Source organism: Pseudomonas sp. FME51 (assembly GCF_014897305.1).
In genome coordinates this window covers 61873-85146 of sequence record NZ_JABUYN010000006.1, presented here as the reverse complement: position 1 = coordinate 85146, position 23274 = coordinate 61873, and the positions used below count along the sequence as shown (strand labels likewise).

The following is a 23274-nucleotide window of genomic DNA, read 5'->3' as shown; positions in this document are numbered from 1 at the left end:
ATTGTGTTTTCCCCTACCCAGTCTTTATCAGCAGGCTCAGGTAATCTTTCAAGGAAAAGAACAAAATGATGAGCGGCCAGAACAATAGTGCGACGGCCCACAAAGGCTGGCGAGCTGGGGGCGGTCCATAGCGGTTATCTTGTGTTTGCCCGGGTATCAAAAGTAACAGGGGCCACAGCAGATTGATGAGAACACAGAACCCACCGTTTCGCCCCAGATCATGCAAGCGCCTCGCAGCGGCCCCCAAGGTACCAGCTATCCAGTAAAGCACCGAGAATGTATAAGCCAGAAATTCCAGGGGTTCGGGTAGTTCTATCGCGTCGGCGATGATTGCGGTGAGCAATAGTGGCCAGACTATCAACAACTCGATCGCCAGAAATTTCAAACGACCGATGCGGCCACGAAAGCTGAGCAGTTCCGAAAACAGAAACATGCCTATGTTAACGAAAATGGTTCGGAATAATATTGATGCGCCCCCTGAGGAAATATGGGTATTCATAGTGGATACTCAACATACTGCGCCATCAAGTTGGGGCGGCGTAGGGTGTCGATATTGCGAATACCGGCCAGCACCTCTTTGACCTTGGCTTTGAAGGTGTCATCGTCCATATCCACCCAATAACGAGGATCGCGCCCGGTATGGCGGTCGTGCTCGACGGTAGTAGGGTCGAGGTGGCGGAACTGTTCCAGGTAGGGGATGTCGGGAAGCGGGCGGCTGACGTCCATGTAGTTCTGCAGATAGTCCCACAGCGCAAAATGCTCGTGGGCATCATCGCTCTGGTGCAGGATAGGGGCCAGGTTGAAGCGGATATCTCGATAACGGTGCGTCAGTTCCAGTACGTTCAGGGGTAAGCCCTGTCGATCAGGACTGCTGATGACATAGGCGTCGAACTCATGAAAAGGTGCGGTCAGCTCACCGATGGTGCCGTTCTTCTTGTACTCACCGTTATTGTCATAATCGAACAGCGTGACCATGCCAGTCTGGCGGTTGAACTCCCATAGTGGGCCGCGTGCGGGGCGCGCCCAGAGTTGAGGGAGTTTGTGGATAACTAAGGAGCCCAGTAGCCAGCTCAGATAGAGGGGAGAAAATATATATACGCCACTAATAGCGCTATCCATAATCTCGTCCACGAATCCTATATCTGAATCAAGCGCAAATACAATGCAAACCACGCTATACACAGAAGCTATAAAAATAGTGCATCCCTTCCCAAAGATATATAAGTTCATCCAGAAACGTCCACCAACAGATAATTGAGCAAAGCGGTACCGCTGATGATCATGGATATAATGGAAATCCTGTGTCTCGGTAATTCTCGGCTGATAGGTGCCGTTGTCTTTCTTCTCTGCATCCTCTCGTTCAGCCTGCTCACGCAGGCGTAGCCTTTCCGGATTATCTTTGTGAAAGAATTTGGCTGGAGCCAGTTCCTGGGTATTACCCCAGGACAAATGCACTCTAGAGGCGCGTCGGAACCATGAGCGTTCAGTCGGCGGCGGCTGTGGCGGGATACGATCCGGGCGATAGGCGGTGGTTCCGTAGTGCATTTCATTTGTCATTGGTGGTCAGTCTTGTCAATAATTTCCCAGCCTTGGGCGTGGCGCCGCTAGCTTCGCCGCCGGCGAAAATAATATCCAAGCCCGAGCTCTGTTGGTTCTGATAGCTTCTTCACCTGCTGCAGTCATAACGGATATTCCACATACCGTGCCATTAAATTCGGCCGGCTGAAGGTATCAATCATATCCACTCTGGCGCGCATCTTGACCTGCTCTTCCTTGAAAGTCGCATCGTCCATATCGATCCAGTGCCGAGGGTTACGCCCGGTGGTTCGATCATACTCGGCCGTGGTTGGATCGTTTTTGCGATGCTCTTCGAACAGAGGAGCGTCGGGTAATGGATGGCTGGTATCTATATAGTTCTGAATGAAATCCCACAGGGCACACAGCTGCTGGGTGTTGCGGTCCGGTGGTTGAATATCACCAAAAAAGATACGGATATCCGAATATCGGTGCTCCAGACTCAGCACGTTCATCGGCAGGCCCTGGCGATCCGGGGTGGTGTTGATATAGGCGTCGAACTCGTGGAAGGGCGCGCGTTCTTCAACGACTTGTTTTCGGCGATATTTAAACAGGGTGATCATGCCGGTACGGCGGTTGAGTTCCCATTTGGGGCCTTTGGCGGGTTTGGCCCAGAGGCGGGGGAGACGGTGAATTACCAAAGAAGCTATCAGCCATATTCCTAGGGAGGGGAGAGTTACAGCGAAGAAAACTGCGTTAAATGATTCGATGAAAGCCTGCGTATAGTTTTGTGTGGCTCTCATCGCTCCCGCCAGTGCTCCCCAAGCCCCAAAAAAAAGAAAAACAAAAAATATTCCTTTCCCAAAGGTGGCTAGGTAAATCCAGAAATGAGCCCTGCCTGCCCATGGCGCATGGCGATAATGCTCATGGTCGCAGCGGTCATGGAAGTCGATATGTTCAAGAGGAGCTGGTTTGTAGGTGCCCTTGGCTTTCCCCTCATCTCTGTGTTTGTATCCCTGCTCCCAGAAACGCAGACTTTCTGGTTCGGGGCGCATAAAGGTGTCCGGCACCAGCTCCCGAGTATTGCCCCAGGGTAAGCGCCTGCCGGTCAGGCGTCTGAAACCTAGGCGGGACTTGGCTGCTGATTGACGTGGTAGCTTCTCGGGCGAATAAGCTGTGGCTGTATAGTTGGAGCAGGTCATCAAGCATCTCTTGGTCTGGTCTGGTCTGGCTGCCGTTGGCGTTGCGGGGCACACATGCTCACGGGGAATGCAAAACCGGCGAATGGCGTTGCGGTTGGAAAAGCATTGATCATGTAGCTTCTTCACCTGCTGCAGTCATAACGGGTATTCCACATATTGCGCCATCAGGTTGGGGCGACGCAGGGTGTCGATATTGCGAATACCGGCCAGCACCTCTTTGACCTTGGCTTTGAAGGTGTCATCGTCCATATCCACCCAGTAACGAGGATCGCGCCCGGTATGGCGGTCGTGCTCGACGGTAGTAGGGTCGAGGTGGCGGAACTGTTCCAGATAGGGGATATCGGGGAGCGGGCGGCTAACGTCCATGTAGTTCTGCAGATAATCCCACAGCGCAAAATGCTCGTTGGCATCATCGCTCTGGTGCAGGATAGGGGCCAGGTTGAAGCGGATGTCTCGATAACGGTGCGTCAGTTCCAGTACGTTCAGGGGTAAGCCCTGTCGATCAGGACTGCTGATGACATAGGCGTCGAATTCATGAAAAGGTGCGGTCAGCTCACCGATAGAGCCGTTCTTCTTGTACTCACCGTTGTTGTCATAATCGAACAGCGTGACCATGCCAGTCTGGCGGTTGAACTCCCATAGTGGGCCGCGTGCGGGGCGAACCCAGAGACGGGGGAGTTTGTGGATGACCAGGCTGCCTATTGCCCACATGACCAAGGGGATTCCCAAAGCTATAAACAGTATATTTATAAGGTCACCGATATCTTCATTTGAAAGTGGATCCCCTAGAGGAAAGACACTGAAAATACCTATCAGGGTGGGGAGGATCATTACAAAAAAAAATCCTTTCCCAAACAGATATAAGTTTGTCCAGAATCGGCCACCCAGCGACAACTGCGCAAAGCGGTATCGCTGGTGATCATGAACATAATGGAAATCCTGAGTCTCGGTAATTCTCGGCTGATAGGTGCCGTTGGCTTTCTTCTCGGCATCCTCTCGTTCAGCCTGCTCACGCAGGCGTAGCCTTTCCGGGCTGTCCTTGTGAAAGAATTTGGCTGGAGCCAGTTCTTGGGTATTACCCCAGGACAAATGCACTCTGGAGGCGCGTCGGAACCATGAGCGTTCAGCCGGCGGCGGCTGTAGCGGGATACGATCCGGGCGATAGGCGGTGGGGGCGTAAGTATCCGTAGTCATAGTTCAAGGACGGCTGTAACTGGGTAGTGGATTGCCGGCTGGGCAGAGAAGGCCTGGCTGGCGGCATTGCGTTGTGGCGCTTTTGGCGACGGGGCAGGAAATATCCAAGTGTCATCGGGCAATTCAAGTCTGGCCTGAAAGCGTACGTGCCATTCATAGCTCACACTGGTGCCCGTATATTCGCCGTTTGGAGTACGTGTAGCCGGTGTAGTGACAAAAAGCTGCAGAGAGCCTGGCCACGTGATCTGTGCGGAAGGCTCTATGGTCTGAATATCTCTCCTGGGTGCGTAGCCTCTGATATGGGGGATTTCTATGCGGTGAAGAAAACATTCTGCACGAACACTGCCGCCTTCCTTTGAACCCAGCAGGCCTGGTAGATGGGTGTCGATGCAGATTACTGTGTTGGCACTTTTCACCACATATGGCACCGGATCGTTTGCAAGCAGCTTGGCATTGGGATCATACAGGGGGTTGGTTTCAATCCTGACCGTAGGGCCGGCAAACAACCCCAGCAGGCGATAGAAAGCCTCGTCCGGGTTCTGCAGATGCGGGTACTTGGTGTTGTCACCAAAGGGGCCGTTGCCAAGCCAGTCTTCCAAGGGCGTGCTGCTGAGCCAATAGACGATGCCGGCACCGGTACCTATCAGCAGTAACGCGGCCCAGCCCGCTGGACCAAGCAGTGCGCTGCCCCCAATAAAAAAACCGCCAACCACACCCACAGCTGCCCCGCTGGCCATCAACAGATAACCCCACATGGCATCGTCGTTCCAGCGCCAGGCGTACCAGACGTCGTACAGACAGATCCCAATCATGAGCAGAGCAGCCGCAGCCTGCCCAATCAGACGCGCCGTGACGTCGCGGACTACTTCAACACCCAGCTTCGCACCGAGCCAGCGAATCGCGCTAAGTTCCGGCATGATAAACAGCGGAGCCCGGGTGATAGCCAGAACTGAATTATTTCCGGCCATTTTATAAGTCAGAGCTTCCATCGCGATAATTAGGTCTAAGGAAGCTCCCATCATTCCAAACGCAGCCCGGCCCTTCCCTTTCTCTTGCAGAGTTCTATCATTCCCCTCTCGCTCCAGCGCCAAGTTATACAACTCCAATATCATCACCGAAGCCGGAAACACTTTGCCATTAAGCGCACGGAACAAAAGGTTGCCTTGTTGTTTCTGGAGGCTGTCAGCCGCTTCCTGAAGGCCACTTCTTGCCTGCACCAGATTCTGTTGGGCTGTATTTGCCGCGCTTTGCGTCGTTTGAACATTGCGCCAGTGTGCCGCTTCTTGCAGGCGAGCTCTGAGGGTGTCCGCCATCGACCTTCTTGTCACTGCGCTGGCGCGGCCCAGCTCGTTTTGGGCTAGCTTGTTACTCTGTTCTGCCTGCATCACTTCGATAACGGCCTGATTGAGCTGTCGCACCGCCTTCGCTGTCTTGTGGGTGCGTGGTAATGCCAGTACCAGGTAGTCTCCGGCCACGGGTGACAGTCCGGCGCGGCTTGCCATCCGCTGATTGGTTGAAGCGAGCGGGTTGCCTTGACCGTCGAGGTATTCTCCATACATACGTACGGGGCGCTGTTGATCTACCGGGAGGTCATCCAGGCCGAAAAGATAATGCGTCCCTGCACTGGCGGCGGCGCGACGGATGAACACGGCCTCACCAAAGCTCTCACGCAACATGCCCCGCAGTTGCTCAACACCCATACCATGCAGGCGCAGGCTTGCCGTCCGTGCGTCGCTGGCCAGCGCGCTGCGTTGAGACTGTTCCGCCTGCTGGGCCTGGCCTAACTGCTGCGTCCGTTGCTGAGCCTGTTCAGCGCTGCGCTGTTGAGTATTCTGTGCCTGCCGGTGTGCCTGTTCTGCGGCCTGACGGTCACGACCGGCCCGCGCTAGCTCGTCTTGACTGTCGGTATGTTGTTGACGGGCTCGATTGACTTCCTGACTGGCAACGCTTGACGTGTCTCTCGCCTGATTCAGTACCCGTTGCGCGGCGTCAACGGCACCGATGAGGTTGGCATGGATCTGATGCAAGGCATTGGCTCCGGCCTTGGCGTTGGCAACCAAGGCATTGCTCAGACTCCCGCTGCGCAACAGGCCCGCCATGATGGCTGCATTAAGAGTTTCGGGTTCGCTTTCAGGCGCTTCGGTGTTTTCGAACTGTGCCAATTCATCGGGGCGGAATCGTCCATCGCCGCGATTGGGTTCGGCCGGCTTCTGGTAGGCAACCATCATGCTGTCCAGCTCCACATCCGGCCAAAGCATGTTGTGCAGAGGATGTGTCGCTTCGTTGGCCATCCGGCTGACTAGCCGTTGCCCTGGCGTTTCCTGTGGTGCAAATACTACTTGATTGCTCACCGCGTCTGTCAGGCGACCATTGGTGGCCAGAGTATCCAGTTGAGTGGGTGAAGCAACCAGCAAAGGGATCAGCTGGCTGACAAAGTGGAGCTCGGCAAGGTATTCAAAGTTGTCCAGGCTGAGGTGATCCGCGAGCGCTTGCTGGACGCATGTGCTGTCGAGGCAAGCACTGAGCAACTGTTGCGCCGCTGAAAGATGTTGCCATACCAGCATTCTTTCCGGAATCGCGGTAAAGTGATTGATATCCGCCTTACCTTTTTCGTTGATTTTGGCCAGGCTGGCATGCAGCGGATTACGCTGGCCACCGATGCTCTGCGGTACCACCATCTGCTGTATCAACAAAGCACTGCCATGATGTGGGTGCTGTGATGTGCGCTGTATGCACTTTCGGAGTAATTCCTGCTGTTCTTCTATGCGCTGCTTGAGATGACGCAGCCGATAAGCCGGATCCTCCAGCAGAACCGCGGTCAATTGGCGGTCACGGACCTTCAGTAACGCATCCGCTTCGCTGGGTTGGGCAGACCAGAGTGATGTGGGGTTCTCGCTGGGTTCACGATCAGTTCCTGTTTCGGTATTGGCCAGGTGTTCATCCAGGCAGGAAGCAAGGGCGCTGGTTTCCAGCAGAGAATCCGGAGTCGCGGGGGTAGAGTTTTCACAACTGTTCAAGAATGCTTTGGCTAGATCCAGCGCTGTAGCAGGCATGGCGCCGGACAGATCGCAGATATATCTTGCCGGATGGTCCAGGAGCCATTCGTATCCAGGCTCCCGTGTGCGTTGGGGGGCGGCCAACGTTACTGGGAAAGCATGCAGGGCAATGTTCAAGCGCGTTGCGGTTGGCGCCAGAGCGGCCGTTCTTCTCGCGGCATCGTGAAAGTCGTATCGAGAGAAGGCCTCCAGCATGGCCAGGCCATCGGGTTTGTCCTTGTATAGTTTCTCGAGCTTATCCTTTGAGGTTCGCAGATCCGGTCTGTGGCAGCGGCTACGGCGCAGGCTGTTATCCTGCTCCAGACGCTGTAGGCGGACCGCATTGAGTTGCACTTCCGAGAAGCACATTTGTACACTTGCTTCGTGGAAGTTATTCCATTGTGCGGGAAGCCAGATATCTTCCAGTGCTACGCCGGTAGCCCGACGCACCCCATTGCGGAAGCCGTCTGCCCGGCGATACCGACTGACGTCAATATCATGATAGGTGGTGCTGTCTTCCGTAACGCGTACTTCCAGTTCGCGCCAGAGTTTGTCTTGATAGAACACATACAGATAGCCGCTGCGTAACAGTACCGGTGCGCCCAGATCCTGCTCGCTTTTGCTGCCAGGCAAGGCTGTCATGGGTACAATCGGTACTATCTGATTCCACTGCATGTGATGCTCACGCTGCCGCGGAGTCTGAAGCAGGGCATCCAGCAAGGGGACACGAATTGTCATTCCGTCAACAGCGGCAATCTCCAACCAGAGGTTACGTTTGGGCTGGTCTTCCCAGTCCCAGACATGCAGCACACTGCTGAAGGTGTCGTTGGTTTGGATTTCCGGTTTGTCCTGTTGGGTTAACCATTCCTGTTCCTGCAAGTTCTGTTCGTCATAGATGACAAGACGTTGGCTATCGGGATGGTCCTTGCCGACTACCTGAATGATCAACTTTGCCGGCTCACAGGCTGCTCCTCCGCCAAGAGAGAAGAGGTTGCTCATGAAAAACGTTCCTTGTCGTTATGTCGCTGAAAGTGAGCTCGTAAATACGTGATCTTTTCTATGTCACTTGCTTCAGAGCGACCGGTGGGGAGAGGGTGATGTGGATATCGGCGGCGTATATCCAGATAATCTGTCAACGCGTTGGTAGAGTGCAGATCAAGCTGCTGTCCTTCTTCCAGCCATATCCATGCTTGGCTGGAAGGCACTGGTGGTTGTTGCCCCAGCCACCATTGATAGAGAAAGTTCTCTGCCTGCTGGCATTGGAGGGCTTGCTCCTGCTCATGGGTGAGGCGAAGTGGTTCTTGGGTCGTCGATGGCTGCCAGGTATCAGCTACAGGATTCGTGGTGGTATGTAGCCCCGTAGTTTCTTCAGCCTCATCCCGCCATGTACCGCCATACCAGCTCAGTTTCTCAATCGGGCCGAGCCAGGTAGCTAGACCGGTACGCTGACCCACAAAAAAATAACTGGCGGTACGTGGGTTGTAATAACGCAGCACGCCCTTGCGCTCGCCTTCGAAGTTGACGATCAGGATATGCCGGAGGTGTTGTAGCAATTCAGCAGAGCACTGGGATGTTTGTAACAACAAACCAGGCCAGTGTTTGGGTTCCTCATGGAAAGCCATGAGGAGTCCAGGACTGCACTCAATGTTAACCAAGACCGGACTTTGAGCTGAGTAGCTCGCTAGTTCAGTGTTGTCGAACAGGCGGTAAAGATCCAGCTCTCCATCTTGCTGATACAAGCGTTTAAGCAGGTCGTCCCTGAAGTCGAGAAGTAACCACTGCATCTGCCCGGTCATGGCTGGCTCTCAATAGCATTTCGACAGGGACAGTCACTCAGTGGACACTGCGCCGAAGTGCCGCCCTGAGGTTTCTGGCACAGCTCGACAATAGGTACGTCTTCACGCAGACGCTGTTCCAGCAGAGCGCCGGGCGCAGTTACATCGGCTGGCATAACATCTCCTGGCAATAGCGGGCGCGCTCCCGCTCCACTTCCCGCACTGCCGCCCGAATTTATCCGCACCTGCGGCCCGACCAGCGTGACTCCGCTCGGGTCGATCTTGAGAAAGCTGCCGCCGGCTTTGGCGGTCAATTCCATACCGGCGTCAATGACCAATTTGTTGCCGGCGTAGTAGTGGATTTCATTGCCGGCTTCGATGAACTGGCCGGTGCCGATCTTGACGTGCTGAGTGTTGGCGACGGTCAGGTGATCGTCGGCCTTGAGCTCGGTTTTGCGATCGGCGTGGGTGGTGTGGTGTTCTTCGGTCAGTAATTCGGTGTAGCTGTTGGCTTCGACGCGGTCGTGGCGTTCGTTACCGATGCGGATGGTCTGGTCGTGCTGGATGCTCTGGTCCCAGTCGCGCTGGGCGTGGATGAAGATCTGTTCTTCGCCGGCCTTGTCTTCGATGCGCAGTTCGTTGAAGCCGTCGCCGCCGGGGCTGCTGAGGGTTTTGAAGACACTTCTGGTTTTGTGTTCCGGCAGGTTGTACGGGACCTGGTGGGTCTTGTGGTACAGGCAGCCGGTGATCAGGGGTTGGTCGGGATCGCCTTCGAGGAAGCTGACCAGCACTTCCATGCCTACCCTGGGGATGGCGATGCCGCCGTAGCGGTCGCCGGCCCAGTTGCTGGCCACTCTTAGCCAGCAGCTGGTCTTGGCGTCAGCCTGGCCGTGGCGGTCCCAGTGGAACTGGACTTTGACGCGGCCGTATTCGTCGCAGTGGATTTCTTCGGTTTCGGGGCCGCTGACGACGGCGGATTGGCTGCCGGCGATGGTTTGTTTCTTGTGGTCTGTTTGGGGACGGAAATTCACATCCCACGGGGTGGCGGTGAAGGTGTTGCGGTAGCCTTGGGTAAAATCCTCTTCAGAATTTGCACTGGTGACGGACTCTTCCAGCACTTGCGGTTGCTTGCCTTCGTGAATTACCGAGGTCAATAACCAGAGGTCGTTCCAGTCTTCTCGTGGGTGTTCAGCCAGAGCCAGAAAATGCCCACTGATCAATAAGGGCTGGTCGCTTTCGCCGTGAACCAGTCGGTAGTCGGCACGGTGGGTTTCCAGGGCTCTTGTGGCGAGGTGTGCGCCTCGGTCGCGGTGCATGAAGCGGCCGGGGTAGGCGTAGTCTTCCAGAGCGGGCATAGCTTCGCTTTGCGCTGCGCTTTCCATCAGCAGGCGCGGCTTCTCGAAGTTGTAGTCGCGGCGGGTGACGTGACTGGGGCGAGTTTGCAGGCGCAGGTTGAAGCGCTTGATGACCGGTTCGTCGGCGACCATGCCGCTGCCCTGGTTGAACTTGGTTGCCGGCAATGTGGGGAAGAGGGTCTGGTCTTCGCCGAACACCAGTTGGTGTCCGTCTGGGCTGTGCTGGAAGTGGTAGTGGATGCCTTCTTCTTCACATAAGCGTTGAATGAAATGCAGGTCGGTTTCGCCGTACTGGGTGCAATAGATCCGCTCGGGGCCTTCTTCGCGCAGCTGGAAACGGAAGGAATTGGTAAAGATACCGTGACCCTTGAGTACCTCGGTGATGATCTGCGGCACGGTCTTGTGCTGGAAGATTCGCTGGTTGGTGGCGTGCTGCAGATAGGCCAGCCGGGGAACCAGGGTGATGCGGTAGCGGGTCAGGCGCTTGCCGGATTCGCCCTGGGCGATGCTGTGAATGAGGCCGTGAACGCCTTTGTCCGGGCCGGCATACGAAAGAAACACCGGCTGGTGCAGCAGGCTTTCGATATCCAGATCGGGACGTTCGCTGACCAGGTCCAGTTCGAAGCAATAGGGCTGGCTGATGGCTTCGGTGCCTTGGAACGTCAGCACCTTGAAGTCATGTTCCAGGTGGGGCATAGCGAGGGCGAAGTGAGCAGTATTGGCCGGGGCGAACATCCTGTATTCCCTTGTCTGACGAACAAAGTCGCCGTTATATCAGACCGGGGCCGGCAAGGCTTCTCTGGGCAAGCAGGGTTGTGAGTCAGTTGGCAAAACTGCGGTCTCAAGGCCGGAACAGAGCTGTTCCGGCCTTATCTACGAGTCGCTTTATTTACGCCGTGGGCGCAGGGTGAGGTGGTCGGGCAGGGCGCGAATACCCAGCCAGTCGAACAGGTGGGCGCGATAGTTGCCCTGGGCGAACAGCTGGGCCTGATCGTCGTAATGGGGATCGAAGGGGTTACCGGATTGGCCCAGGGGGTTGATGCCCAGTGCCGATTCGAGATTGCCCAGGTCGATCAGCCGGCGGGTCGAGGGACCGGCTTCCACCTCGTAATGGTCGCCACCCCGCTTGAATGCCATGTTGTTCATGCTGCCATCGGTACCGGTGACCGTTACCCGAGCGCTGTTGAGTCGCCCGGCAAAGGGAATCCTGTCTGCCAGCGGGTGCTTGTGCTGCAGACTTGCGACGGTGCCCCAGGTCCATTCCTCGGGTGCCATGCCCAATTGCTCGGTCAGCCCCTCGATGGTGCGGATCCAGGCTTGCTCGATGGCAGACTGGCGGCCGTCCATGATCGGCTGCTGGCGGTTGTCCCACCAGGGCGAGGCGGGTTTCCAGAACAGGCTGGCTAGGGTTTTGCGGGCCATGAAGGTGTCGCGGAAATGCAGGTAGCGGTCGCCGAGCTCATCGGCGAACAGCGCTTCCATCAGGTTGTCCTCCCAGCGCTGAAACAGCACGGCGCCGATGCTATCGGGTGTGAAGCGGCCGTCCCAGTCGGCGAGGATCTGCCGGGCCTGCTCGGCTGTGGGGCGCAGATTTTGCTCCAACAACTGGCTGTCGAATAATGGCAGGGCGTCCTGAACCATCGCGACGGCGTGGGGCCGCTGGCTGTCCAGCTGCATGGCCTTGAAAACGGAAAAGTCGAGACTGTCCCGGCTTTTCAACAGTTCAGCCAGGCGCTCGGCCCGTTCCGCTGGGGCGTAATAACCCGGCAGGATGCGGCGTACGCTGCTCTCCGGATAGGGGTTGTTGGCGCTGTAGATGAAGCCGGAGGCAGGATTGATCAGCCTGGGGTTGGCGCTGAAGGGCTGATAGCCAAGGAAGTCGTCACGGCGATTGCTGCCATCGAGCAAGCTGAAACTGTTGTTGCTGTTGGGCCAGCGTTTCAGGCGACCGGTCGCCCACATGGCGATGTTATCGTCGACATCGGCATAGATGACATTCAGCCCCGGCGACCAGTGCAACGCGGCAGCGGCCTCGAACTCAGCCATATTGGTGGCGCGGGAGTAGCGATAGAAGGCCTCGGTGGAATCGCTGCCGGGGGTCAGGAATGTCCACAACAGGCTGACCGGCTGGGGTGGCGTACTGCTATCTTCCGTCGCGCTGGCCAGATGATCATTGATGATGGGGCCGTGGCGTGAACTGCGCAGGCGCACCAGGCGATCTTCCTGGCCGCGCACCTTGATCACTTCTTCATGCACGGTCAGCTTCTGCCAGCGATCGCCGGCCCGTACCTGCTCCGGGTTGTCCGGATTCACCCGTTCGCGGTAGAAGTCGATTTCATCGTTCATCAGCATGGTCAACCCCCAAGCGTGATGACGGGTCTGGCCCAGCAGTGGAAAAGGCAGACCGGCGAGGAAGTGGCCATAGACCTCATGTTGTGGTGTGCGGATATGTGCTTCGTACCATACTGCCGGCACGGCAAAGCCGATATGCGGGTCGTTGGCCAGCAGGGGCCGGCCGCTGGCGCTCAGGGCGCCTCTGATGGCCCAGGCGTTGCTACCCTGAAACTGCCCGGCCGGCAACTGCCGCTGTACCTCGGCGACCTGATCGAGCAGCGGCTGGAGCACATCGACGCTCATGGGGTTGCCGGAGGGGCGCGGCGGCAAGCTCTGGGGAGCACCCGGCACCAGATCCTGAACATGGCGCTCGCCAAGTGTGCCGCGCACATGATCCACGAGGGCATCGGTGCGGAAGGCTTCGGCCAATGAATAGGCCGTGTAGCCCATGATGTGGGCGATATCCGCAGTAGAGAAATAATCCGGTTGCGTCAGCAGCGCACGGTACTCCACGGGAGTGCGGCCCTGATCAATATATTGGTTGATACCGTCCTGGTAAGCCTTGATCAGCTTCACGTGGGGTTGATCGGCGTTCTGCTCCAGCTGCGCGGCATACTGGCGGGCATGACGGCTGATACCCAGGCCGCGGAAGAATCTGTCGGTGGCGTAACTTTCCTGGCCGAACAGTTCGGACAGGCGACCACCGCCGATACGTCGCAGAATGTCCATCTGGAACAAGCGATCCTGCGCATGCAGGTAGCCGAGAGCGCGATAAGCATCGTCATCGTTCTGGGCATCGATGTGTGGCACACCCCAGGCATCGAAATAAACCGACACTTCCTGTTGCAGGCCTTTCAGGCGTAAGGTGCCGCTGCGCTGTGCTTCGGCGCTGTGCAGAACCCAATGGCCGAGAGCCGCCAGAGCAATGGCGATAACGAGCAGGGCGGCAATAATTTTCAAGCGAAAAAGGGTGCGAGGCTGGATCACGGTTGGCCTTGTAACGGAGAATGGTTCTTGAGCGAAGCATCATGCTGAGAGCGCAGCCCGGCGTCAATCGGGATTCAATATGGAGAAGCAAATATGGCGCAAAGTGTAGCGCTGGTCCTCGGTAGCGGGGGCGCAAGGGGTTATGCCCATATCGGTGTGATCGAGGAAATCGAGCGGCGCGGTTACTCAATCGAATGCGTGGCCGGCTGTTCGATGGGAGCGGTGATCGGTGGTGTCTACGCCGCAGGTGGCTTGCAGGCCTACCGGGACTGGGTTTCTGGACTGGCCTATCTTGATGTGTTGCGCCTGCTGGATTTCGGCTTCGGCAATCTCGGCGCCATCCGCGGCGAGCGGATTTTCTCGCGGATACATGAAATTGTCGGTGACGTGAATATCGAAGACCTGCGCATTCCCTTCACGGCGGTGGCCACCGACCTGACCAACCAGCAGGAAGTGTGGTTCCAGCAGGGCAGCCTGCAGCAGGCCATGCGCGCTTCGGCCGCGATTCCCAGTCTGTTTTCCCCGGTGCGTCAGGGTAGCAGGGTGCTCGTGGATGGCGGGTTGCTGAATCCGCTGCCGATCATCCCGGTGGTCTCGGCACACTGCGACCTGATCATGGCCGTCAACCTCAACTCCAATCACACCAATGGCTATGCGTTACCTGTCATCGAGCGCCCCGCGCCGATCCGCCAGCAATGGGATCAATGGATGGAAACACTGAGCTGGCGCAATCTGCTGCATAAGGGCAATGAAGAGGAAGAGGGTGACCCCCAGGGCCAACTGGAATACCTGACCGAGGAAATATCACCCGCAGAGGCAGCAGCGAACCGCCAGGAAGATGAGGCACAGCCAGTGCAGGCTGATATCCAGATCGGGCCGGCAAGCATGCTGGAGCTGGTCAACCTGTCCTTTGAAACCATGCAGGCATCACTGACCAAGTACAAGATTGCGGGCTACCCACCGGATGTGATCTTTGATGTGCCCAAAAAATTGTGTCGCTTTTTCGAGTTTCAGCGTGCGCCCGAGTTGATCGAGCTGGGCCGTATGGTGGCCAGCGATACACTTGATCGGTTCGAGAAGAACAAGCCGATGGTTTGACCAGCGTAGCGAAGATCAGACTGTTAGAATGCCGCCCTGAGTTTCACAGCGGAGACCCTCATGACCGATGCAGTGCGTTTGACCGAGTACAGCCACGGAGCGGGCTGTGGTTGCAAAATTTCCCCCCAGGTACTGGATGAGATCCTCGCCTGCAACCTGCCGACGCCCGACTATCCGCAGCTCTGGGTCGGTAACGGCAGCCGCGATGACGCCGCCGTGTTCGGGCTGGATGACGAACGGGGTATTGTCAGCACCACTGATTTCTTCATGCCCATCGTCGATGATGCCTATGACTTCGGCCGAATCGCCGCCACCAATGCCATCAGCGATATCTATGCCATGGGTGGCACGCCCTTGATGGCCATCGCCATTCTCGGCTGGCCTGTAAACCTGCTGCCTGCGTCAGTCGCGGCTCAGGTCATGGCGGGTGCCCGTGCGGTGTGCGCCGACGCCGGCATGCCATTGGCTGGCGGTCATTCCATCGATGCGCCTGAACCCATATTCGGGCTGGCGGTGACCGGACAGGTTACCCGCAGCCAACTGAAGCGTAACGATACTGCCAAAGCCGGGGCACGCCTGTATCTGACCAAGCCACTGGGCATCGGTATTTTCACCACCGCCGAAAAGCAGAAAAAACTACGTCCCGAGGATGCCGGCGTTGCTCGCGACCTGATGTGTCAGCTCAACCGAGTCGGCGCTCGCTTCGCACAGCTGGATGCGGTGCAGGCGATGACCGATGTCACCGGCTTTGGTCTGCTTGGTCACCTGGCGGAGATGGCCGAAGGTTCGGGAGTCCTGGCGCGAGTGAGCGAATCTGCCGTGCCGCGACTGCCCGGTGTCGAACATTACCTGGCGGCCGGCTGCATCCCCGGCGGCACTGCTCGAAACTTTGCCAGCTACGGTCATAAATTGGCAGACATGCCGGAACACTGGCGCAGTTTGCTGTGCGATCCGCAGACCAGTGGTGGCCTGCTGGTCGCGGTTGATCCGGCCAGCGAGCAGGCATTCCTCAAGGTTGCGCAAGAAGAAGGTCTGGCCCTGCAGCCGATCGGTGAATTACTCGAACATCAGGGCGGCCCTTGGGTCGAAGCTGTCTGATGCGCGAAAACACTGACGACTACCGCAGCCTGTTTCTGAGGGGTGTGCCGATGATGGATGTGCGGGCACCGATCGAATTCAGCAAGGGTGCCTTCCCGGAGGTCGTCAATCATCCGTTGATGGATGACGAGGAGCGCCGCAAGGTCGGTACCTGTTACAAGGAACAGGGGCAGGCGGCTGCAATCACGCTGGGTCATGAATTGGTCAATGGCGACCTGAAAGACGCCCGTGTAGCCGCCTGGAAAGCCTTCGTCGAAGCCAATCCGAACGGCTACCTGTATTGCTTTCGCGGTGGCCTGCGCTCGCAGCTGGTGCAGCAATGGCTGGCCGAAGTCGGTGTGCAATATCCGCGGGTGATTGGTGGCTACAAGGCCATGCGCCGCTTCCTCATCGATAGCCTTGAAGAAATCGTGCGTGACTGCCCGTTACGTCTGGTCGCGGGTCTGACCGGCACCGGCAAGACCGAAGTTATTGCAGCACTGGATAGCAGCCTTGATCTGGAAGGTCACGCGCACCATCGTGGCTCCAGCTTCGGGCGTCACGCCACACCTCAACCTGGCCAGATCGACTTCGAGAACCGCCTGGCAATCGAAGCGCTCAAGGTCCGGAGGCAGGGTGCAAATGCGCTGGTGCTGGAAGACGAAGGCCGTATGGTGGGCAGTTGCACTGTGCCGCTGGAATTGTTCCGGGCCATGCAGGACGCGCCTTTGATCTGGTTGGATGACACGCTGGAAAACCGCGTGACACGCATCCTTGAAGATTACGTGATCGACATGCGCGCCGAGTTCGCCGTGCAACACGCTGAAGACCCCGAGCTGGCATTCCAGGCGTTTTCGCAATACCTCCAAGGCAGCCTGTTGCGTATCCGCAAGCGGCTGGGAGGAGAGCGGTTCCAGGAGCTTGACGAGCTTATGCGCCAGGCGCTGGACTTCCAGCAGCACAGCGGTGATGTACAGACGCACCGGGGGTGGATCGAGGGACTGCTGCGTGATTACTACGATCCCATGTACGCCTATCAGCGCGAAGCCAAGGAAGAGCGGATTGTGTTTGCAGGGGACAAAGAGGCGGTGATTGGGTATTTGAGTGAGACACGCCGGCAATAAGGTTACCGGTTTTCCATCAGAGACTCGGAACCACAGGGTAGGGTTGGCCGTCAGGGTCAGACCGACCGTTTGATGCCAGGGATGGCATCAATGAGCTTACATGGATGTATTCACAGCGTGTCGGTCTGACCCTGGCGGCCAGCGCTGCCCTACGCAAATAGCGAAAGCACTCGTATCACGCTCTTCAGCACGAAAGCCCTAATCATCCCGCCCCTCGAGCATCTCCCGCCGCAATAACACATACACCGACCCGGTACCCCCGTGGCGCGGTATGCAGGAGGTGAAACCCAGCACCTTCGGATGCTGACGCAGCCAGGTGTTGACGTGGCTCTTGAGGATGGGTGTGCGACCATCCTTGCGTTGCGCCTTGCCGTGGGTGACGCGCACACAGCGCACCTCCAGCGAGGTGGCCTCGGCAAGGAATTCCCACAACAGCTCGCGGGCTTTTTCCACGGTCATGCCATGCAGATCGATGCTGCCATCAAAGGGAATCTGACCGGTTTTCAGCTTGCGCAGCTGGCCTTCCTGCACGCCGTTGGCAGTCCAGGCGAGCTCCTCTTCGGGAGCCACATCAATAACGAAATGATCAGAGAGACCATCTACTCGCGTGCGATGTTGCGGCTGAACCGCGCGCTGGCGCAGGGTCTGCAATTGTGCGCGGTCGCTGCGCGGCTTGCCGGTATCGGCGCGATCAGTGGTGATCGGCCGGGCGCCCTTGATGGCCTGGCGGAACAGCTCCAGATCATCCGGTTCGTTGGTGTCCTGGGTCATGGTCGGAGCTTGATTCGGATTTGATTGAACAGGCGGGCAGTCTACCAGATAGCGCAGTGCCGATCAGCGCAACACCACCCACAGCAGCATCAACGCCTGGAAAATGGAAAATACGATCAGGCAGCCAATGGCGAAGCGATGGCCGACATCATTACGTCTGTACTCGTCCAATCTGGCCTGCAATGACGTAAGCTGGGCCTGTTGCTGACGATTCAGTGTTTCCTGCTCGCGCAGTTGTCGCAGGGTATCAGCGATATGCAGCGGTTGTACCTGCTCAACGTTCCAGCTGGCAACAAGATCGCTGACGCGGTTGGCCTGAGCCTTGCCCTCGGTTCGCCCTTCGTCGCTGTAAGACTGATGAAAGCCGGCGCGCTTGAGCAGACGTTCGCGTATCTGCCGAGCTTCTTCGCTGGGCACCTCGGCGCGGTGCAGCATGATCGGCGTCACCGCATAATCACCGCAATGGCGCTGACACCATTCGATCAGCTGAGCCAGCATGAAGCCCGCAAGCCCGCGCTGCGGCGGAAATATCCGCACGCCCTGCAGCGGCCCGAATCGCACCCGTTGGTTGCGGTGATCGATCAGCACTTCCATGAAATTGGTATCGGGAGGGACGGTTTCGTCTTCAATTCTGACTTGCAGACGAACCAGCTCCAACTGCGCCACGCGCTCGCGGGTCACCGCTATCTGCACCAGACGCTCGCCATGCAGCATCAGCCTGCCCTTGAACACCGGCTTGAGCTGAATCCAGTAGAACTCCGAAGGCCGAGCATGGGCAAAGGGGTCGCGCCCGGAGGGCGACTCGGGTACCTCTGGATGAATATGCTCTTCGTTCATGGGAGTGTCATTTCCTGCCTGTATATTCCGTTATCGGCAGACTATCGACGATCTTGAGCTGTCTTCGCCGGCTCTTCCTAGAGATTGCCGGCAGCCTGCCAGATCAGGCGAAGCGCTAACAGCGTCAGCAGCGTATTGAAAACCAGCGTGAACCTGCTGTCAGTCAGACGTCTGAGCAGCCTCAGGCCCAGCCAGGTGCCCGCTGCGCCAGCGGTGATCATCATCAGTATCAACCCGAGCCAATCAGCAAATACAAATCCCGCCGCGCCATAGATCACAGCTTTCGGGGCATGCTGCAGGCACATGGCGGTGGCGAAGGTGGCGACTGTCGAAAAACGTTCACCTTTCTGCTGCTGTTTGACGAAGGCCGCTACCAGCGGGCCGGTAGCGCCCACGAACAAACTGATAAAGGTGGTTATCCCAGCCGCGAGCAATGTGCCGACAGGTCCGGTGGCGATCGCCGGAATCGGCGGCCCCCAGCACAACAGCAAGATGAAGCCGGCAATGCACAGTTGCACCAGCGACAACGGCAGATCGACCAGAAACAGGCTGCCGAGCCAGGCGCCAAGCAGGACGCCGGGCGTAAACCAGAGAATCAGACGCAAGTTGATATGGCGGATAGTCATGGCCGCACGGCCGAGGTTCGAGCCCAGCTGCACCATGCCGTGCACCGGAATGATGGCGGTTGGTGGCATGACGGTGGCCATGATCGCCAGCAGAAGCACGCCACCACCAATACCCAGCGATGCGGTAATCGCCGAAGTGATCGCCGAAATGGCTATCAGCGCAGCGCTGGTCAGCGGCGGCAGTGCCGCGGGCAGCAGAAGGTCCAGCAATGCTTGCATCAAACGGCTTCGCTTTATGGGGTTTTCGATCGCCAAGACTACCGTCACCATCTCAGGCTGTCACCCGTACCGGTCGGGCGTTATACTGCTGGCCTTTCATTTATCTGAAATTGGATAGCGCGCATGGCCGGAAATACCCTTGGCACTCTGTTTACCGTCACTACCGCCGGCGAAAGCCACGGTCCGGCCCTGGTTGCCATCGTTGACGGGTGTCCACCGGGTCTGGCGCTGGCGGCCGCTGATCTGCAGCGGGACCTGGATCGCCGCAAACCCGGCACCAGCCGACATACCACCCAGCGTCAGGAGCCGGATGAGGTGGAGATTCTCTCCGGGGTGTTCGAAGGGCGCACTACCGGCTGCCCCATCGGGCTGCTGATCCGCAATACCGATCAAAAGTCCAAGGATTATTCCGCGATCAAGGACCTGTTTCGTCCGGCCCATGCCGACTACACCTACCATCATAAATATGGCATTCGCGATTACCGTGGTGGCGGACGCTCGTCGGCGCGGGAAACGGCGATGCGTGTGGCGGCGGGAGCGATTGCGCGCAAGTATCTGGCCAGCCAGGGCATTACCGTGCGCGGTTACATGAGTCAGCTGGGGCCGATCGAGATTCCATTCAAGAGCTGGGAGGCGGTCAGCCAGAACGCCTTTTTCAGCCCTGATCCCGACAAGGTGCCGGAGCTTGAAACCTATATGGATCAACTGCGGCGGGATCAGGATTCGGTGGGTGCCAAAATCACCGTGATTGCCGAAGGCGTGCCGCCGGGGTTGGGCGAGCCGGTGTTTGATCGTCTGGATGCTGAGTTGGCCTATGCGCTGATGAATATCAACGCGGTCAAGGGCGTCGAGATTGGCGCGGGCTTCGCCTCGGTGAGACAACGTGGCACCGAACATCGGGATGAGCTCACCCCTGAAGGGTTTGTCAGTAATCACGCGGGCGGTGTACTGGGTGGAATTTCCTCCGGTCAGCCGATTGTCGCTCATCTGGCACTCAAACCGACCTCCAGCATCACTACGCCGGGCCGCTCCATCGATGTTGCGGGCAACCCGGTCGAGGTGATTACCAAAGGCCGTCATGACCCTTGTGTCGGCATTCGTGCCACGCCGATCGCTGAGGCGATGATGGCCATGGTGCTGATGGATCATCTGCTGCGCCACCGGGCACAGAACGCTGATGTGCAGGTTGATACGCCGGTACTGGGTCAGCTTTGAACTGATCCGCCACGGGCCAGCGTTCATTATGCAGCCCGACCATGTTCTATAGTGGTGGGCAGTTGGAATGGAGGGGGCATGAATACCAATTTCATTGTCGTCATGGGCGCAATTGCGCTGCTGCTCATCGCGCTGTCAGCCATCAGCAGTATTGCTCAGAGCACCGAATCGCGTAGCGGCAAAACACGCTGGATTGCCTTGGTGGCCCTGTTGCCCCTGGCTGGCTGGGCTATCTGGTGGCACAAGGGACCGAAGCGCCCATGAGCGAGCTGCATGAAGTACGCGTGGCGCTGGTAACCGGGGCTGCACGTGGCATAGGAAAAGGTATTGCTGCCAGCCTGCTGCGTGCTGGCTGGTCAGTGGTGCTGGGTGATGTGGATGAGGCGCAAGGGCTTCTCACAGCCGAGGAGCTGGCGCGCCTGGGCACGGTGGAATTCGTACCGCTGGATGTGGCTGATGAAGCTAGCGTGCAGGCAGCTGTCGAGTTGATTGAGGAGGATTTCGGGCGACTGGACGGTATCGTCAATAATGCTGGTCTTGCCGATCCGGATAGCGGCCCATTGGAGCAGTTGAGTCTTGAATACTGGAATCGACTGCTGGCGGTCAACCTGACCGGAGCGTTTCTGGTCTCCCGGCAATGTATCGAACTACTGCGTGCCAGCGGAGGTGCCATCGTCAATATAGCCTCGACGCGAGCCCTGCAGTCGGAGCCGCACACCGAAGTCTATGCGGCGAGCAAAGGTGGGCTGGTAGCGCTGACCCATGCGATGGCGGTGAGTCTTGGCCCTGAAGTGCGGGTCAATGCGGTAAGCCCTGGCTGGATTGATACCCGCGCCGAAACCTTTCAAGCCAGTGACCCGCTGCGGCAAGTCGACCACGAGCAGCATGCCGTCGGCAGGGTGGGGCAGCCGGAAGATGTGGGCGAATTAGTGGCGTTTTTATTGAGTCCCGCAGCGGCTTTCATCACTGGGCAGAATATCGTTGCAGATGGTGGTATGACCCGGCAGATGATCTACCGAGAGTAGGCTGCAGATCTAAAGTCATCGGCAGACTTGATATGGCGGAAACGCTTTGGCTTTGCCATCCCGGGCTGCTCGCTCATGTTGTGTAATCGAGCAGCCCGAGATGACGGTCGTGCAGGGCTTATTTCTCGACGAAAGCTCGCTCAATGGCGTAATGCGCCTGCACACCCTGACGGGATTCCTCGAAGCCCCAGTTATCCAGAATGGCGGTCAGGTCCTTGAGCATGGCCGGGCTGCCGCAAAGCATGAAGCGGTCATCTTCCAGGTTCGGCTTGGGCAGGCCGATATCCTCGAACAGCTTGCCGCTGGTCATCAGATCCGACAGGCGGCCTTCGTTGCGATAGGGTTCGCGGGTCACGGTCGGATAGTAGATCAGTTGCTCGCTTACCTGCTCGCCGAAATACTCATGGTTCGGCAGATCTTCGGTGATCAGCTTCTGATAGGCCAGTTCGCGTACCCAGCGGCAGCCATGGGTGAGAATGACCTTGTCGAAACGCTCATAGGTTTCCGGGTCCTGGATAATGCTGATGAAGGGCGCCAGGCCGGTGCCGGTGCTCAGCAGATACAGGTTGCGCCCGGACAGTACGTTGTCCAGTACCAGCGTGCCGGTGGGCTTGCTGCTGATAATAATGTTGTCGCCTTCCTTGATATGCTGCAGGCGCGAGGTCAGCGGGCCGTCCGGCACCTTGATGCTGTAGAACTCCATTGTGTCTTCGTAGTTCGGGCTGGCGATACTGTAGGCGCGCATCAGCGGGCGACTGTCCACTTCCAGACCGATCATGATGAAGTGCCCGTTTTTGAAGCGCAGCCCGGGATCACGGGTGGTCTTGAACGAGAACAAAGTGTCGGTCCAGTGATGCACACTGAGGACACGCTCGGTCTTGAATTTGGACATCATTCCCTCCCTAGGGATCTTTGATATTTGAATTGCGTGCATTCTACCCTTTGACTAACCTACCGGTTAAGTGACTTATTTTTCTAACTATAAACGGTAAAACCGATAATGAAATATACCCTCCGGCAGTTGGAAGTCTTCTTGGCTGCAGCCTTTCATGAAAACCTGACGCGTGCTGCGGAAAGCCTGGCGATGTCGCAATCTGCCGCGAGCAGTGCGCTGCGCGATCTGGAGGGCCAGTTCAACATCCAGCTGTTCGACAGGGTTGGCAAGCGTTTGCAGCTCAATGAACTCGGCAAGAGCGTTCGTCCCAAGGCCGAGGCGCTGCTGGAGCAGGCGCGGGGCCTGGAGGCGGCAATGGGAGGGCACCGGGAGATTGGTCATTTGCGGGTGGGAGCGACCATGAGTGTCGGCAACTATCTGGCGGTCGGGATTATGGCGCGCTATATGCTGGAGCAATCCGGAGCGCGGGTCGAGCTTGAGGTGGCCAATACCTCGACCATCATCCGCAAGCTGGCAAACTTTGAACTGGATCTGGGCCTGATTGAAGGTGAAACGCGCCATCCGGATCTGAAGATGCTGCATTGGCGGGACGATGAGCTGGTGGTGTTCTGCGCGCCGGACCATGAACTGGCGGGCAAGCCCTGGCTGACTGACGAGGATCTGCTACAGGCTGAGTGGATAGTCCGCGAGCAGGGGTCCGGTACCCGGCAGAACTTTGAATGGGCCTTGCATGGTTTGTTGCCTCAACTGAACATCAAGTTGGAGCTGCAGCATACCGAGGCGATCAAGCGGGCAGTGGAGGCAGGGCTGGGCGTGGGTTGTCTGTCGGCGATCACGCTGGATGATGCCTTTCGTCGTGGCAGTCTGGTGCCGCTGCCGGTACCTCATAGGGACTTCCAGCGCGGTTTGTATTTTGTGCGCCACCGCAACAAGTTTCTCAGCGCGGGCATGCGCCGCTGGCTGGAATTGTGTCAGGAAGAGGAGCAATAG

General features: G+C 57.7%; 19 protein-coding genes. 7 read left to right on the top strand and 12 right to left on the bottom strand.

Annotation, left to right across the window (positions count from 1 at the left end; genetic code table 11):
- Window positions 1-13: 13 nt before the first annotated feature.
- The 8 genes from INT39_RS12250 to INT39_RS12215 form a co-directional block, all read right to left on the bottom strand.
- Window positions 14-499, bottom strand: a complete 486-nt coding sequence (locus INT39_RS12250) for a DUF805 domain-containing protein (protein WP_193074213.1) — start codon at window positions 497-499, stop codon at window positions 14-16.
- Window positions 496-1119, bottom strand: a complete 624-nt coding sequence (locus tag INT39_RS12245; protein ID WP_193074212.1) for a hypothetical protein — start codon at window positions 1117-1119, stop codon at window positions 496-498. Before INT39_RS12245 ends, INT39_RS12250 begins: the two co-directional genes overlap by 4 nt.
- Window positions 1120-1679: 560 nt before the next feature.
- A complete protein-coding gene (locus INT39_RS12240) occupies window positions 1680-2717 on the bottom strand; it encodes a hypothetical protein (RefSeq protein ID WP_226944751.1) in 1038 nt (345 codons plus the stop codon).
- 135 nt (window positions 2718-2852) lie between these two features.
- Window positions 2853-3428, bottom strand: a complete 576-nt coding sequence (locus INT39_RS12235; protein WP_193074211.1) for a hypothetical protein — start codon at window positions 3426-3428, stop codon at window positions 2853-2855.
- A gap of 479 nt (window positions 3429-3907) precedes the next feature.
- Window positions 3908-7945 carry a toxin VasX gene (locus INT39_RS12230; RefSeq protein ID WP_193074210.1) on the bottom strand — a complete coding sequence of 1346 codons (4038 nt, stop codon included), beginning with the start codon at window positions 7943-7945 and terminating at the stop codon, window positions 3908-3910.
- Window positions 7942-8742 carry a DUF4123 domain-containing protein gene (locus INT39_RS12225; RefSeq protein ID WP_193074209.1) on the bottom strand — a complete coding sequence of 267 codons (801 nt, stop codon included), beginning with the start codon at window positions 8740-8742 and terminating at the stop codon, window positions 7942-7944. Before INT39_RS12225 ends, INT39_RS12230 begins: the two co-directional genes overlap by 4 nt.
- A complete protein-coding gene (locus tag INT39_RS12220; protein ID WP_193074208.1) occupies window positions 8739-10811 on the bottom strand; it encodes a type VI secretion system tip protein VgrG in 2073 nt (690 codons plus the stop codon). Before INT39_RS12220 ends, INT39_RS12225 begins: the two co-directional genes overlap by 4 nt.
- Window positions 10812-10961: 150 nt before the next feature.
- Window positions 10962-13370 carry a penicillin acylase family protein gene (locus INT39_RS12215; RefSeq protein ID WP_193074207.1) on the bottom strand — a complete coding sequence of 803 codons (2409 nt, stop codon included), beginning with the start codon at window positions 13368-13370 and terminating at the stop codon, window positions 10962-10964.
- 120 nt (window positions 13371-13490) lie between these two features.
- Here INT39_RS12215 and INT39_RS12210 point away from each other — a divergent pair, with 120 nt between their 5' ends.
- The 3 genes from INT39_RS12210 to mnmH are packed head-to-tail and all read left to right on the top strand — an operon-like array spanning window position 13491 to window position 16696.
- Entirely contained in the window at window positions 13491-14495 is a 1005-nt protein-coding gene (locus tag INT39_RS12210; protein ID WP_193074206.1) for a patatin-like phospholipase family protein, read from the top strand.
- A 60-nt stretch (window positions 14496-14555) separates the two neighbouring features.
- Entirely contained in the window at window positions 14556-15593 is a 1038-nt protein-coding gene (selD, locus tag INT39_RS12205; protein ID WP_193074205.1) for a selenide, water dikinase SelD, read from the top strand.
- Complete coding sequence (gene mnmH / locus INT39_RS12200; RefSeq protein ID WP_193074204.1) at window positions 15593-16696, top strand: tRNA 2-selenouridine(34) synthase MnmH; 1104 nt, start codon at window positions 15593-15595, stop codon at window positions 16694-16696. The genes selD and mnmH overlap by 1 nt, the downstream gene beginning before the upstream one ends.
- 198 nt (window positions 16697-16894) lie before the next feature.
- Here mnmH and INT39_RS12195 read toward each other — a convergent pair whose 3' ends face one another.
- The 3 genes from INT39_RS12195 to INT39_RS12185 form a co-directional block, all read right to left on the bottom strand.
- Entirely contained in the window at window positions 16895-17467 is a 573-nt protein-coding gene (locus tag INT39_RS12195) for a Smr/MutS family protein (protein WP_193074203.1), read from the bottom strand.
- A 63-nt stretch (window positions 17468-17530) separates the two neighbouring features.
- Window positions 17531-18304 (bottom strand): hypothetical protein, encoded by a 774-nt coding sequence (locus tag INT39_RS12190; protein ID WP_193074202.1) that lies wholly within the window; start codon window positions 18302-18304, stop codon window positions 17531-17533.
- A 77-nt stretch (window positions 18305-18381) separates the two neighbouring features.
- Entirely contained in the window at window positions 18382-19149 is a 768-nt protein-coding gene (locus INT39_RS12185) for a TSUP family transporter (RefSeq protein WP_193074201.1), read from the bottom strand.
- Between the two features lie 123 nt (window positions 19150-19272).
- Between INT39_RS12185 and aroC the strand changes: the two genes are divergently transcribed.
- From aroC to INT39_RS12170, 3 genes are all read left to right on the top strand, one after another.
- A complete protein-coding gene (aroC, locus tag INT39_RS12180) occupies window positions 19273-20364 on the top strand; it encodes a chorismate synthase (RefSeq protein WP_193074200.1) in 1092 nt (363 codons plus the stop codon).
- A 78-nt stretch (window positions 20365-20442) separates the two neighbouring features.
- Window positions 20443-20628: a PLDc N-terminal domain-containing protein gene (locus INT39_RS12175; RefSeq protein WP_193074199.1), complete on the top strand. Its 186-nt coding sequence runs from the start codon at window positions 20443-20445 to the stop codon at window positions 20626-20628.
- Entirely contained in the window at window positions 20625-21389 is a 765-nt protein-coding gene (locus INT39_RS12170; RefSeq protein ID WP_193074198.1) for an SDR family oxidoreductase, read from the top strand. The genes INT39_RS12175 and INT39_RS12170 overlap by 4 nt, the downstream gene beginning before the upstream one ends.
- A gap of 118 nt (window positions 21390-21507) precedes the next feature.
- Here the strand turns inward: INT39_RS12170 and INT39_RS12165 are convergent, their stop codons facing one another.
- Window positions 21508-22281, bottom strand: a complete 774-nt coding sequence (locus tag INT39_RS12165) for a ferredoxin--NADP reductase (RefSeq protein WP_193074197.1) — start codon at window positions 22279-22281, stop codon at window positions 21508-21510.
- A 108-nt stretch (window positions 22282-22389) separates the two neighbouring features.
- On the opposite strand from INT39_RS12165, the gene INT39_RS12160 reads away from it, so the two are divergent.
- Window positions 22390-23274 (top strand): LysR family transcriptional regulator, encoded by an 885-nt coding sequence (locus tag INT39_RS12160; RefSeq protein ID WP_193074196.1) that lies wholly within the window; start codon window positions 22390-22392, stop codon window positions 23272-23274.